Raw genomic sequence first — 12,170 nt, 5'->3', positions numbered from 1 at the left:
CTCGATCCTCGGGCCGGGCACTTACGCGCAGCTACCGGAACCAGTCATCCTCCCCGGAGCCGCCTTGAACATCTCGTCTAGCTGGCTCAGCCTGGTTCTGCCTGGCATCGCCCTGCTGGCCTTTTCCGGCGGCTTGCTGCTGCGCGGCCTCGGTCAGGGCGAGCTCGCCACCCTGCTGTGGAGCGGCAGCGCCCTGCTGGCCGCGGGCCTGCTGCTGGTGGAGATTCTGGCCCGCCTGCGCCGCAAGGAGATCGGCGTCGACCTGATCGCGCTGCTGGCCATCGGCACCGCCGTGTTCTTCGGCCAGGCCCTGGTGGCCGCGCTGGTCGCCCTGATGCTGGCCAGCGGTCGCGCGCTGGAGAGCTACAGCGCGCGGCGGGCCGAGCGCGAGCTGCGCCGTCTGATCGACCGTGCCCCGCGCGTGGCCTGGCGCTATCGCGGCAGCGAACTGGAACAGGTGCCGGTGGAGCAGGTCCAGGCCGGCGACCGCCTGCTGCTGCGCCTGGGCGAAGTGGTGCCGGTGGACGGCGTGGTGCTCGACAGCACGGCCACCCTGGACGAGTCGGCGCTGACCGGCGAGCCGCTGCCGGTGCGTCGCGCCCCCGGCGAAGCCTTGCGCAGTGGCGCGCTGAACGCCGGCGCGCCGTTCGAGATGCGCGCCAGCCACCCGGCGACCCAGAGCACCTACGCGGCCATAGTGCGGATGGTCGAGGCCGCACGCCTGTCGCGCGCGCCCTTCGTGCGCCTGGCCGATCGCTACGCCCTGCTGCTGATCCCCGTCACCCTGGCGCTGGCTGGCCTGGCCTGGCTGATCAGCGGCGACCCGCTGCGTGTGCTGGCGGTGCTGGTGGTGGCCACGCCCTGCCCGCTGATCCTGGCGGTGCCGGTGGCGATCATGTCCGGCATCTCGCGGTGCGCGCACCGCGGCATCCTGGTCAAGGACGGCGCCACCCTGGAGGCGCTGGCCCGCGCCCGGCTGCTGTTTCTCGACAAGACCGGCACCCTGACCACGGGGCATGCCAGCGTACTCTCCGTGGAAAGCGCAGGCAGCTACTCGCAGGAGCAGCTGCTGCGCCTGGCCGGCTCGCTGGCGCAGTCCTCGCCGCACCTGGTGGCGCAGGCCATAGTCGAGGCCGCGCGCAACCACGGGCTGAGCCTGGAGCGTGCCCTGGAGGTGCAAGAGCAGCCCGGGGCCGGCCTGTGCGGGGTGGTCGACGGGCACGCGGTGATGCTCGGCGGCCATGACTATGTCGCCGCAGCCACGCCGGCCGTGCCCTGGACCGAGGGCATGCTGCGGCGCATGGCCTACGAGGTGGCGGGCGCCAGCTTCATCGCCATCGACGGCGTGATGGCCGGCGCCGTACTGTTCTCCGACCGCCTGCGCCTGGAGTCCCCGCGGGCTTTACGCCTGCTGCGCCAGGCCGGCATCCGCCACATCGTCATGCTCACCGGCGACCGTTCGGAGGCGGCGCAGACCATCGGCATGGCCGTCGGCGTCGACGAGATCCGCGCCGGCCTCTCCCCCGCCGGCAAGGTCGCGGCCATCGCCCAGGGCAAGAGCGACGGCACCACCCTGATGGTCGGCGATGGCATCAACGACGCCCCGGCCCTGGCGGCGGCCGATGTCGGCATCGCCCTGGGTGCCGGCGGCGCCAATGCCTCTTCCGAAGCAGCCGGGGTGGTGCTCTTGGCCGACCGTCTGGACCGGGTCGCCGAAGCCCTGCGCATCGCTCGCCGCTCCCGTGGCATCGCGGTGCAGGGGGTCATGGTGGGGATAGGCCTGTCGCTGCTGGCCATGCTGCTGGCGGTCGCCGGTTACCTGCCGGCGCTGGCGGGGGCGATCGTGCAGGAAGTCATCGACCTGGCGGTGATCGGCAATGCGCTGCGCGCCCTCGGCGCGGGCTGGCGCGAACGGGCCGCCCCCACGCTCACCGGCGAATGGATCGACAGCCTGCGCCAGGAGCATGCCGCCCTCCTGCCCCTGCTCGAACGGCTGCGCGCGGCGGCCGAAGGCCTCGACAGCACGCCGCCGGCGCAGGCGCGGGAGGAACTGGCCGGCCTGGTCGAGGCGCTGCAGCGCCAGCTGATCCCCCATGAGCAGGCCGACGAGGACCGCCTGTATCCGCAATTGGCCCAGCGCCTGCCGGGCGAGGATCCGCTCGCGGCGCTGAGCCATACCCATCGGGAAATCTTCCGCTTGGCACACCTGCTGGAGCGCATGAGTGCCGACCTGTCGGGCGATGCCAAGGGTAGCTCGCTGGCGGAAATCCAGCGCCTGCTGCTGCGTCTGGACACCCTGCTGAGCCTGCATTTCGCCGAGGAGGACGAGCTCTACCACAGCCTCGACAGGCGCTGAGGCGGTGTATCTCAGACGCGGCGAGCGAGATAGGCCACCAACGCGTCCAGGCTGTCCAGGCGCCGGTAGTCGGCTTCGGGGATGTTCACTCCCAGGCGCTGGTGCAGCGCACTGAGCAGGCGCAGCCAGTCCATCGAATCCAGATCCACCTCGTCGCGCAGCGGGCGGTCGCCGCGCAGCTGTTCGGGCTCCAACTCCGGGGCGATGCGTTGCAGCTCTTCGAGCACCAGGCGGCGGATCTCTGCGGCGTCCATCGCACCCTCCTCAGAGCCGTTCGGGCTCTTGCAGCAACCGGCCGATGGCGCCGAGAAAGCGCGCGCCCAGGTGACCGTCGCTGGCGCGGTGGTCGGCGGCCAGGCTGGCGACCACCTGCGGCCGCACGCAGAGCTGCCCCGCCTCGACCCAGGGACGCTCGACGATGCCGCCGAAGCCGACCAGCGCGACCTGCGGCGGATAGATCACGCCGAATACGCTGTCCACGCTCTGCTCACCCAGATTGGTGACGGTCAGGCTGGCGTCGCTCAGCTCCGAGCTGCGCAGGGAGCCACTGCGCGCGCGTTGTACCAGATCGCTGAACTCGCTCATCAACTGCACCACCGGCTTGTCGGCCACGTCGTGCAGCGCCGGGGCGATCAGCCCACCCTGGCGCAGCGCGATGGCAACCCCCAGATGAATGCCCGGCGCCGCCTGGAAGGTGTCGTCGCGCCAGAAGCCGTTGAGCTGCGGATACTCGCGCAGCGCCAGGCCCACCGCCTTGAGTAACAGCACCGCCGGGAGCAGGCGCTGCTCCGGCGGCAGCTCGGCATTGTGGGCCTGCAACCAGGCCATGAGCTTGCCGAGGGCGATAGTCTCGCTCAGGTAGTAATGCGGAATTTCGCGCTTGGAACGGCTCATGGCCATGGCGATCGCATGGCGCATGCTGGCCTGACGGTCCACCGGCACGGCTGCCCGAGCGGCAGCCTCGACGTCTTCCAGACTGACCACGCCATGGGGGCCGCTGCCCTTGAGGGTGGCGACGTCCAGCCCCAGTTCGACGGCCCGCTTGCGCGCCGCCGGCGAGATGCGCGGCCGGGTCGCCTCAGCCAGCGCGGGTGCGACTGCCGTCGCAGCGGGCGCCGCAGGGGTGGGTTGCAGCGTGCTCGGCGCCTTGCGCCGCGCGGTCTCGGGGCTCTCGCCGGGCTCCAGCAGCGTGGCGATGGGCGTGCCCACCGGGACCTTGGCGCCGGGTTCGATCAGCAGCTCGAAGACCTCCCCCTCCTGCCAGCACTCCACATCGACCGCCGCCTTGGCGGTATCCACCACGGCGACCACCTGGCCGCGCGTCACCCGCTCGCCGGGCTGTACCTTCCACTCCAGCAGGGTGCCCTCGTCCATGTCGGAACCGAGCGATGGCAGTTTGAACTCGATCATCGGTCTTCTCCCGCGCTAACCGCACAGTGCCCGCGCCGCCGCCACGATGGCCGGCACCTGGGGTAGCGCCGCTTCCTCCAGATGTTTGGCATAGGGGATCGGCACCTCGGCGCTGCAGACCCGCGCCGGTGGTGCATCCAGTTCATAGAAACCCTGCTCGCTGACGCGGGCGATGACCTCGGCGGCCAGGCTGCCGCTGCGCCAGCCCTCGTCCACCACCAGCAGGCGCCGGGTCTTGCGCACCGACGCCAGCAGGGTCGCGTCGTCCAGCGGGCGCAGCACGCGCAGGTCGATGACCTCGGCGTCGATGCCCGCACCGCTCAGTTCCTCGGCCGCCGCCAGGGCCTTGCCCAGGGTGCCGCCATAGGCGACCAGGCTCAGATCGCGACCGGCGCGGCGCACCCGCGCCGAACGGATGTCCACCACGCCGCCCTCGTCCAATTCGCCTTCCAGGTTGTACAGCTGGGCGTGCTCGAAGATCAGCACCGGGTCGGGGTCCTGCAGCGCCGGCCAGAGCATGCCGCGGGCGTCCTCCAGGGTGGCCGGGGCGAGAATCTTCAACCCGGGGATATGCGCATACCAGCCTTCCAGGCTGTGCGAATGCTGCGCCGCCAGCTGGCGCCCGGCGCCGGTGGCCATGCGCAGCACCAGGGGCACGGAGAACTGGCCGCCAGACATATGCCGCAACGTCGCCGCAGTATTCATCAGCGGGTCAAGGGCGAGCAGGCTGAAGTTCACCGTCATCACCTCGACGATCGGCCGCATGCCACCGAGCGCCGCGCCGATGCCGGCACCGACGAAACCCAGTTCCGACAGCGGCGTGTCGCGGATGCGCTCCGGGCCGAATTCCGCCAGCAAATCCCGCGACACCGCGTAGGTGCCGCCATAGCGGCCGACATCCTCGCCCATCAGGAACACCCGTGCATCGCGCTGCAGCGCCTCGCGCAGGGCCTGGCGCAACGCTTCTCGATAGGTGGTGCGCGTACTCATGCCGCGTCCTCCGGGGTATGCACATCGCGCAGCAGGTCGCCAAGCGGTTCCAGGCTGCCGGCCTCGGCGAAGGCCACCGCCTTCTCCACCTCGACGTCCACCTCGGCGGCAATGCTCAGAAAGCCCAGCTCGTCCAGCAGCTCCAACGCCTTCAACCGGGCGCTGTAGCTGTGGATCGGCCCGCGCTCCTTCCACTTGGCCACCTCAGCCTTGTCGCGGTACAGCTCGGGGTCGAACATCGAGTGGGCGCGGAAGCGGTAGGTCTGCAATTCGAGGAAGAACGGTCCTGCGCCGCCGCGCACCTGCTGCACCGCCGCCGCAGTGGCCTGCTGCACCGCCACCACGTCCATGCCGTCCACCACCTGGGCCGGCACCCGGTAGGAGGCCGCCTTGGCGCACAGGTCGGTCTGCGACTCGGAACGCGCCAGCGCGGTGCCCATGGCGTACAGGTTGTTCTCGCAGCAGAACAGCACCGGCAAACGCCACAGCGCCGCCAGGTTGAGCGCCTCGTGGAAGGCACCCTCGGCCATCGCGCCCTCGCCGAAGAAGCAGGCGACGAGGCGCGAGCCACCCTGCATGCGTTCGGCCAGGGCCAGGCCGACCGCCAGCGGCAGGCCACCGGCGACTATGGCGTTGCCGCCGAAGAAGCGGGTGGCGGCGTCGAACAGGTGCATGGAGCCGCCACGGCCGCGCGAGCAACCCTGCTGCTTGCCGTACATCTCGGCCATGATCGCGTTCATCGACACGCCCTTGAGCAGCGCGTGGCCGTGCTCGCGGTAGGTGGCCACCACCGCATCGTCCGCCGCCAGGGCGTGCAGCGCGCCCACCGCCACCGCCTCCTCGCCGATATACAGGTGCAGGAAGCCGCGGATCTTGCCGGCGCCGTACAGTTCGGCGGCGCGCTCCTCCAGGCGGCGGATACGCAGCATGTCGTGCAGCAGGCGCAGGGCGAACTCGCGGGAAAACGGCAGCGGCGCGCTCATCTCGGGTTCTCCAGGGTCGAGGTGTCACCCTCCGGCAGGCCCAGCTCGCGGGCCTTGAGCAGGCGGCGCATGAGCTTGCCGCTGCGGGTGCGCGGCAGGTCCGGCAGAAACGCCAGGGCCTTGGGCGCCACCGCGGCGCCCAGGCGCTTGCGCCCATGGCCGAGCAGTTCATCGTGCAGCGCCGCACTGGGCTCGATGCCGCTCTTCAGGCTGACGAAGGCCTTGACCGTCTCGCCGAGCAGCGCGTCGGGCAGACCGATCACCGCCGCCTCGGCCACCGCCGGGTGCTCCAGCAGCGCGCTTTCGACCTCGAACGGGCCGATCAGGTGGCCGGCCGACTTGATCACGTCGTCGCTGCGGCCGACGAACCAGTAGTAACCGTCGGCGTCGCGCCGGGCCAGGTCGCCACTGAGGTACCAGTCGCCGACGAAGCAGCGCCGGTAACGCTCCTCCTGGCCCAGGTAGCCACGAAACAGCGCCGGCCAGGGCTGCTTGAGGGCCAGTTCGCCGACCGTCTCGTCGCCCAGCAGGATCAACCCGCCCTGCTCGTCGCGAGACACGATGGCCGCCTCCACGCCCGGCAGCGGCTTGCCCATGGAGCCGGGCTTGATCGGCATGGCCAGGGTGTTGGCGAGCATGATGCCGCCGGTCTCGGTCTGCCACCAGTTGTCGTGGATCGGCAGGCCGAGCACGTCCTGGCCCCACCACACCGCCTCGGGATTGAGCGGCTCGCCGACGCTGGCTATGAAGCGCAGCCGCGGAAAGCGATGCCGTCGGGCCAGCTCGGCGCCGGCCTTCATCAGCATGCGGATGGCCGTGGGCGCGGTGTACCAGACGCTGACCCCTTGCGTCTCAAGGATGCTGTACCAGCGCTCGGCATCGAACTCGCCACTGTCGACCACGCTGGTGACGCCGAGCAGCAAGGGCGCGAGGATGCCGTAGGAGGTGCCGGTGACCCAGCCGGGGTCGGCGCTGCACCAGTAGATGTCGTCGGGGTGCAGGTCGAGGGCGTACTTGCCGGTGACCAGGTGGGTCAGCGCCGCGCCGTGCACGTGCAACGCGCCCTTCGGCGTGCCGGTGGTGCCGCTGGTGAAGTGCAGCAGCGCGGGCGTGTCGGCAGTGGTCGGCGTAATGGCAAAGTCGTCGCTTGCCTCGGCCAGCAGCTGCGCCAGGCTCAGGGTGCCCGGCGGGGTATCCACCGCGCCGCCATTGTCCTCGTACAGCAGCACCTGCCGGAGCTGCGGCAGGCGCTCGCGGATGCCCGCCACCTTGCGCCGGTACAGCGCCTCGCTGGTCAGCAGCACGCTGCCCTCGCCGATGCGCAGGCGGGTCTCGATCGGCTCCGGGCCGAAGGCGGAAAACAGTGGGCAGACCACGCAGCCCAGCTTGAGCCCGCCGAGCACCCCGAGGTACAGCTCCAGGCCACGCCCGCAGAGCACGAACAGGCGCTCCCCGGGCTGCACGCCGAGCCCCTTGAGCACGTTGGCGAAACGATTGCTCAGGCTGCTCAGGCGTGCGTAGCTGATGTCGCAGCGGCCGCCGTTGCGGTCGAGAAGGCGCAGGGCGACATGCTGCCGCCGGCGCCCCTGGGCGTGCCGGTCGACTGCCTCGTAGGCCAGGTTCAGGCCGCCGCCCGGTAGGCCGCAAAGCTCGCCGGCCTGGGCCTGCCAGGAGAAGGCGGCGCGGGCCGCGGCGCTGTCGTCCCAGTTGGGCGTGACCGACTGCTCGGCGGGTTTGCGGATGATCGCTGGACGCATGGCTAGCCCTCGACGGTGAAAGGTCAGCAGAAGTTGTGTTGCTCCACCCTGGGCCGAATGTAGCCCTGGCTGAGCAACTGCAAGAAGCGGTCATAGCGGTAGGTCGGCCCGTCCCGGCAGACATAGCTGGAACCCAGGTAACAGTGCCCGCACAGGCCGTCCGCGCAATGCATCCGCCGTTCCAGCGAAAGCCACACCTGGTTGGCGCTCAGGCCGCGCTGCAGGCAGGCCTCGGCGGTCGCCAGCATCAGCGGTTCCGGGCCGCAACAGAGCACCGCATCCGGCGGCGCTACGCCGAACAGCTCGTCGAAATGCGCCAGCGGTGAGCCCTGACGCATCCCCGCCGTGGCCACGTCGAGCGTTTCGATGCAGTGCAGGCGCTGGCGCCACACGGCGCGCTCGCGGCCGAGCACCTGGGCACCGGCATGGCGGGCGCCGTAGACCAGGTTCAACTGCAGCCGCAGGCAATGGCTGATGACCTCGTTAATCACCCCCGCCAGCGGTGCCAGGCCACAACCGCCGGCCACCGCCAGCACCCGGCTGGCCCCGAAGAACAACGGCCAGCCCTTGCCGAACGGGCCGCGGTAGCCCAGTACGGTGCCCTCGGGTTGCTCGAACAGGGCGTCGGTCAGCCTGCCCATGCGGCGGATCAGGGCGGTAAAACGGCCACTGCTGTCCGGCAGGCTGACGTAAGTGAAAGGCGCCTCGCCAAAACCCGGCAACGTCAGCATAAAGAACTGACCAGGCATCACCGCCAGATCGCCGGGCAGCGGGAAGTCGATGCGAAAGCTGAAGTGCCGCGCATCCTCGCCATCGGCATAGTGGTCGAGCACCTGCAGTCTACGCGGCGTTAAGTCGATCATTGCCCACCTACCTTGTGCATCACGCCATGCACGCCGATGCCGCCGGGACAGACCCGGTCGCAACGGCCGCAGCCGACGCAGCCGTAGCGCTCGAAGCGCTCCTTGAAGGCGTCGCCGAACTTATGCGTCCAGAAGCGCTGCACCCGCTGCCCGGGGCTGGCGCTGGGATTATGGCCGCTGGCCTCGCGCTGGAAGCCTTCGTACAAACAGGAGTCCCAGACCCGCTCGCGCTGCACGCCGCCCTCGCCGCTCGGCCGGTCCAGCGGGGCGAAGCAGGAACAGGTCGGACAGACCGAGGTGCAGCCCGAGCAGCCCAGGCAGTGCAGCCCCAGGGACTCCCATACGCTGCCTGCGATGCTGCCGCTGTTGAGTGCCGCTATCCCGGCCAGCACCTCGCGCTGCTCGCCCTGCTCGGCTGCCACACGCTGGCTGTTGGCGGCCCGTTCGGCGCGCCAGTCGCACTTGGCCGCCGCTAGCCTGAGGCCATGCATGGCCTTGCGCCCGGCTTCGGAGGCGACCAGCAGCAGCCAGGCGCGCGACTCCTCGTGGCGCGGCAGGAGGATCAGGTCGGCGGTCGGCGCATGCACCGCGGGGCCACTGTCCAGCAGGCTGCAGAAACCACCCTGGCAGCTGTGCAGACAATCGACCCCGACCAGCAGGGTGGCCTGGCGGCGTGCCTGGTAATGGGGGTCGGTGGCGAAGAACTGGTCCTGGTAGGCGAGTGCGACCAGATCGCAGGCATGCACACCGAACAACACCTGGGGAGCCACCTCCGGCAGCGCCGAGTAGAACTGGCCACCGTCGAAACGGAAGAGCAACTCGCGCTCGGCGAAGAAGAAGCTCTTGGCGGAGAACGGTGGCGGCTCGGCGCTGGCGTCGAAGGCGTCCAGATCCTCGGCGCCGACCAGTTGCCAGTGCGCGCCGCCCTGGCCGTCGCCACGCACCTCGTAGAGCCGGCGCTCGCGCGCCAGATGGGCGCGCAGGCGCTCGGGACGGTCCAGGCTAAAGGCTTGCATGATCCGCGCCTCCCGCCGCCCTGCCAGGCACCGGCAGCGGTTCCACCGCCACCGCGCAGGCCTTCAGTTCGGGCATCTTGCTCTGCGGGTCCTGGGCGGCGTTGGTCAGCCGGTTGCAGGGCGCCTCGCGGAAGTGATAAGGCATCGCCAGGGTGCCCGGGGGCACGTCGTCGGTCAGGTGCACGCGGGTTTCCAGGCGACCGCGGCGCGAACGCACCGCCACCGCCTGCTGGTCGCGCAGGCCCAGCCTGGCGCCGTCGTCGGGGTGCATGAACAGCAGCGCGGCCGGGGTCTCGCGTTCGAGCAGCGGCGACTGGCGGGTCATCGAGCCGCCGCCGTAATGAAAGTGCAGGCGGTGGGTGGTAAAGGCGAACGGGTAGTCGGCGTCCGGGCACTCGTCGGGTTCGACCTGGGTCACCGGCAGCAGCCGCGCGCGGCCGATGGGAAAGCCCTGGCCATGCAGCAGCGGCGAGCCCTGCGGATGCTCGCCATCGCAGGGCCATTGCAGGCCGTGCTGACGATCCAGCGCCGAGTAACTCATCGCGGAGTAGATCGGCGTCAGCCCGGCCATCTCGTCGAACACCGCCTCGGCATCGGACCAGGCCATGCCCGGGTAACCCAGGCGCGCGGCCAGCTCGCCGAGGATCTGCCAGTCGCAACGGGCTTCGCCGGGCGGCGCGATGGCCTGGCGCACGCGCTGCACGCGGCGCTCGCAGTTGGTGAAGGTGCCGTGCTTCTCGGCGAAGGACGCCGCCGGCAGCACCACATCGGCCAGCTTGGCCGTTTCGGTCAGGCTCAGCTCCACCACCACCAGGAAATCCAGGGCGGTCAGGGCGCGGGCCACGTGGCCCTGGTCCGGGTCGGTGAGCACCGGCTCCTCGCCCATGATCATCAACGCACGCAGCGCGCCGTCCAGCGCCGCCTGGGTCATGCCCAGGGAGGTCAGGCCCGGATGCGCCGGCGCAGGCCGGCCCCAGGCGGTGGCGAACTTGGCCTGCACTGCCGCGTCGGCAGCATCCTGGTAACCGGGATAGACATTGGGCAGGCAACCCATGTCGCAGGCGCCCTGCACGTTGTTCTGCCCGCGCAGCGGGTTGATGCCGGTGCCGGGGCGGCCGACCTGGCCGCAGGCCAGGGCCAGGTTGGAGACCGCAATGACATTGTTGGTGCCGCTCTGGAACTGGGTGATGCCCATGCCGTAGGCGGTATAGGCGCTGCGCGCGTGGCTGTACAGGTAGGCCACCTGCTCCAGCTCGGCTACGCCGATGCCGGTCAGGGCGCTGCTGAGTTCCGGGCTCAGCTCGGCCAGATGTCGGCGCAGCGGCTGGATATCCGCGCAGCGCGACTCCAGGAAGGCGCGGTTCTCCCAGCCGTTGGCCAGGATGATCTGCAGCAGGCCGTTGAGCAGGGCGATATTGCTGCCCAGGCGCAGTTGCAGGTGGATATTCGCCAGCCGCGCCAGGCGGGTCTTGCGCGGATCGACGACGATCAGCGTGGCGCCGCGGGCCTGGGCGCGCAGCATGCGCGCGCCGATCATGGCGTGGTTCTCGGTGACGTCGGCGCCGATCACCAGGATCAGCTCGGCCTCGTCGATATCGGCGATGCTGTTGGTCATTGCCCCGGAGCCCAGGGTCAGCGCCAGGCCCGCCACCGACGGGCTGTGGCAGATGCGCGCGCAGTGGTCGATGTTGTGAGTACCGAGCACCGCGCGGGCAAATTTCTGCGCGGCGTAGTTGTCCTCGTTGCTCGCCCGGGCGCAGCTGATCACCCCCACGCCTTGCGGCCCGGCCTCCTCCAGCGCGGTGCGAAATGCCTCGGCGACCCGCGCCAGCGCCTCGTCCCAGCTCGCGTGGCGAAACTGGCCATGCTCCTTGATCAGCGGCTCGGTCAGGCGCTTGGCCGCGTCGATGGCGAAGCTGGTGGCCCAGCCCTTGGCGCACAGCTGGCCCTGGCTGACCGGGTGCCCCGGCTGCGGCTCGACGCCGATTACCCGGCCGTCCTGCACCCGCAGGCCGATGCCGCAGCCAACCCCGCAGAAGGTGCAAATGCTTGGAATTACGCGCATTGCCAACTCCTAGCCCAACCCAGTCGATTCAGCCTAGGAGGCTCAGCGAGGGCGCTGTTTGATCTTAATCAACGAACCCCGATAAGCATGTCGTCAGCTCTTGATCGAGATCAAAGTCGCCTGCCTGCGCCAGCACAGAATCAATCCTGTCCATATCAAGACTGACAAAATGGAGGGTCAAGTAATGGCCAATACTGCTAAGAATGTACCCATTGCTCATCGACAGTCCGCCAGTGGCAGGCCAAGTACGCTGACCTCCTGGTTCAACCTTCATAACCTGCGGCGCCAGATAGATCACCTGTTCGAAGCGTTCTCCCAGCGCTCGCTGCACCTTCCGTTTCGCCGCCGCGATGCGAATCTCGAGCAAGACTGGCAGCGTGGGCTGAGCCTGTACGGTATGCCGGCAGTGGATATCGCGGAAAAAGAAACAAGCTTTGAAATCACCGCCGAACTGCCTGGCATGGATGAAAAGAATATCGAGATAACCTTGTCCAACGGCAACCTGGTAATCAAAGGCGAGAAACGGGAAAGCATTGAAGAACAGAAGCAGGACTATTATTTGTCCGAACGCCGTTACGGCGCCTTCGAGCGAACCTTACCTCTTCCCAAGGGCATCGATGCCGACCAGATAGATGCCAGTTTTGCCAGGGGCGTATTGACCGTATCACTGCCTAAGCGACCGGAGGCGATCAAGCCAGAGAAAATCATTCCGGTTAAATCCAGTTGAATC

At 69.4% G+C, this 12,170-nt stretch carries 10 protein-coding genes; 2 read left to right on the top strand and 8 right to left on the bottom strand.

The window, feature by feature from the left end; genetic code table 11:
• Positions 1-70 precede the first annotated feature (70 nt).
• Positions 71-2,356, top strand: a complete 2,286-nt coding sequence (locus EA796_RS05600) for a heavy metal translocating P-type ATPase (RefSeq protein ID WP_122108008.1) — start codon at positions 71-73, stop codon at positions 2,354-2,356.
• 11 nt (positions 2,357-2,367) lie between these two features.
• Here the strand turns inward: EA796_RS05600 and EA796_RS05595 are convergent, their stop codons facing one another.
• The 8 genes from EA796_RS05595 to fdhF are packed head-to-tail and all read right to left on the bottom strand — an operon-like array spanning position 2,368 to position 11,440.
• Positions 2,368-2,610, bottom strand: a complete 243-nt coding sequence (locus EA796_RS05595) for an acyl carrier protein (protein WP_122107855.1) — start codon at positions 2,608-2,610, stop codon at positions 2,368-2,370.
• 10 nt (positions 2,611-2,620) lie between these two features.
• The gene (locus EA796_RS05590) at positions 2,621-3,766 is read right to left on the bottom strand and encodes a dihydrolipoamide acetyltransferase family protein (protein WP_122107854.1); all 1,146 of its coding nucleotides are present in this window, start codon (positions 3,764-3,766) and stop codon (positions 2,621-2,623) included.
• 15 nt (positions 3,767-3,781) lie between these two features.
• Positions 3,782-4,756: an alpha-ketoacid dehydrogenase subunit beta gene (locus EA796_RS05585; RefSeq protein ID WP_122107853.1), complete on the bottom strand. Its 975-nt coding sequence runs from the start codon at positions 4,754-4,756 to the stop codon at positions 3,782-3,784.
• The gene (gene pdhA / locus EA796_RS05580) at positions 4,753-5,739 is read right to left on the bottom strand and encodes a pyruvate dehydrogenase (acetyl-transferring) E1 component subunit alpha (RefSeq protein WP_122107852.1); all 987 of its coding nucleotides are present in this window, start codon (positions 5,737-5,739) and stop codon (positions 4,753-4,755) included. The genes EA796_RS05585 and pdhA overlap by 4 nt, the downstream gene beginning before the upstream one ends.
• Entirely contained in the window at positions 5,736-7,496 is a 1,761-nt protein-coding gene (gene acsA / locus EA796_RS05575; protein ID WP_122107851.1) for an acetate--CoA ligase, read from the bottom strand. Before acsA ends, pdhA begins: the two co-directional genes overlap by 4 nt.
• A 23-nt stretch (positions 7,497-7,519) precedes the next feature.
• Positions 7,520-8,359, bottom strand: coding sequence for an FAD/NAD(P)-binding protein (locus EA796_RS05570; protein ID WP_122107850.1), 840 nt, complete (start codon positions 8,357-8,359; stop codon positions 7,520-7,522).
• Positions 8,356-9,375 carry a 4Fe-4S dicluster domain-containing protein gene (locus tag EA796_RS05565; protein WP_122107849.1) on the bottom strand — a complete coding sequence of 340 codons (1,020 nt, stop codon included), beginning with the start codon at positions 9,373-9,375 and terminating at the stop codon, positions 8,356-8,358. Before EA796_RS05565 ends, EA796_RS05570 begins: the two co-directional genes overlap by 4 nt.
• On the bottom strand, positions 9,362-11,440 hold the full coding sequence (gene fdhF / locus EA796_RS05560; RefSeq protein WP_122107848.1) for a formate dehydrogenase subunit alpha: 2,079 nt from the start codon (positions 11,438-11,440) through the stop codon (positions 9,362-9,364). Before fdhF ends, EA796_RS05565 begins: the two co-directional genes overlap by 14 nt.
• 184 nt (positions 11,441-11,624) lie before the next feature.
• Here fdhF and EA796_RS05555 point away from each other — a divergent pair, with 184 nt between their 5' ends.
• On the top strand, positions 11,625-12,167 hold the full coding sequence (locus tag EA796_RS05555; RefSeq protein WP_122107847.1) for an Hsp20/alpha crystallin family protein: 543 nt from the start codon (positions 11,625-11,627) through the stop codon (positions 12,165-12,167).
• The last annotated feature ends 3 nt before the right edge of the window (positions 12,168-12,170 follow it).

The sequence above is a fragment of the Pseudomonas sp. AOB-7 genome (assembly GCF_003696305.1).
Classification (GTDB): Bacteria; Pseudomonadota; Gammaproteobacteria; order Pseudomonadales; family Pseudomonadaceae; genus Aquipseudomonas.
Note: the sequence above shows the minus strand (reverse complement) of the source record. Positions and strands in the feature narration are given on the sequence as shown.

Bases quoted from the DNA above. Each gene is read 5' to 3' on its own strand.
- EA796_RS05595 (WP_122107855.1), bottom strand. From the start codon at position 2,610: ATGGACGCCGCAGAGATCCGCCGCCTGGTGCTCGAAGAGCTGCAACGC.
- EA796_RS05590 (WP_122107854.1), bottom strand. From the start codon at position 3,766: ATGATCGAGTTCAAACTGCCATCGCTCGGTTCCGACATGGACGAGGGC.
- EA796_RS05585 (WP_122107853.1), bottom strand. From the start codon at position 4,756: ATGAGTACGCGCACCACCTATCGAGAAGCGTTGCGCCAGGCCCTGCGC.
- pdhA (WP_122107852.1), bottom strand. From the start codon at position 5,739: ATGAGCGCGCCGCTGCCGTTTTCCCGCGAGTTCGCCCTGCGCCTGCTG.
- acsA (WP_122107851.1), bottom strand. From the start codon at position 7,496: ATGCGTCCAGCGATCATCCGCAAACCCGCCGAGCAGTCGGTCACGCCC.
- EA796_RS05570 (WP_122107850.1), bottom strand. From the start codon at position 8,359: ATGATCGACTTAACGCCGCGTAGACTGCAGGTGCTCGACCACTATGCC.
- EA796_RS05565 (WP_122107849.1), bottom strand. From the start codon at position 9,375: ATGCAAGCCTTTAGCCTGGACCGTCCCGAGCGCCTGCGCGCCCATCTG.
- fdhF (WP_122107848.1), bottom strand. From the start codon at position 11,440: ATGCGCGTAATTCCAAGCATTTGCACCTTCTGCGGGGTTGGCTGCGGC.
- EA796_RS05555 (WP_122107847.1), top strand. From the start codon at position 11,625: ATGGCCAATACTGCTAAGAATGTACCCATTGCTCATCGACAGTCCGCC.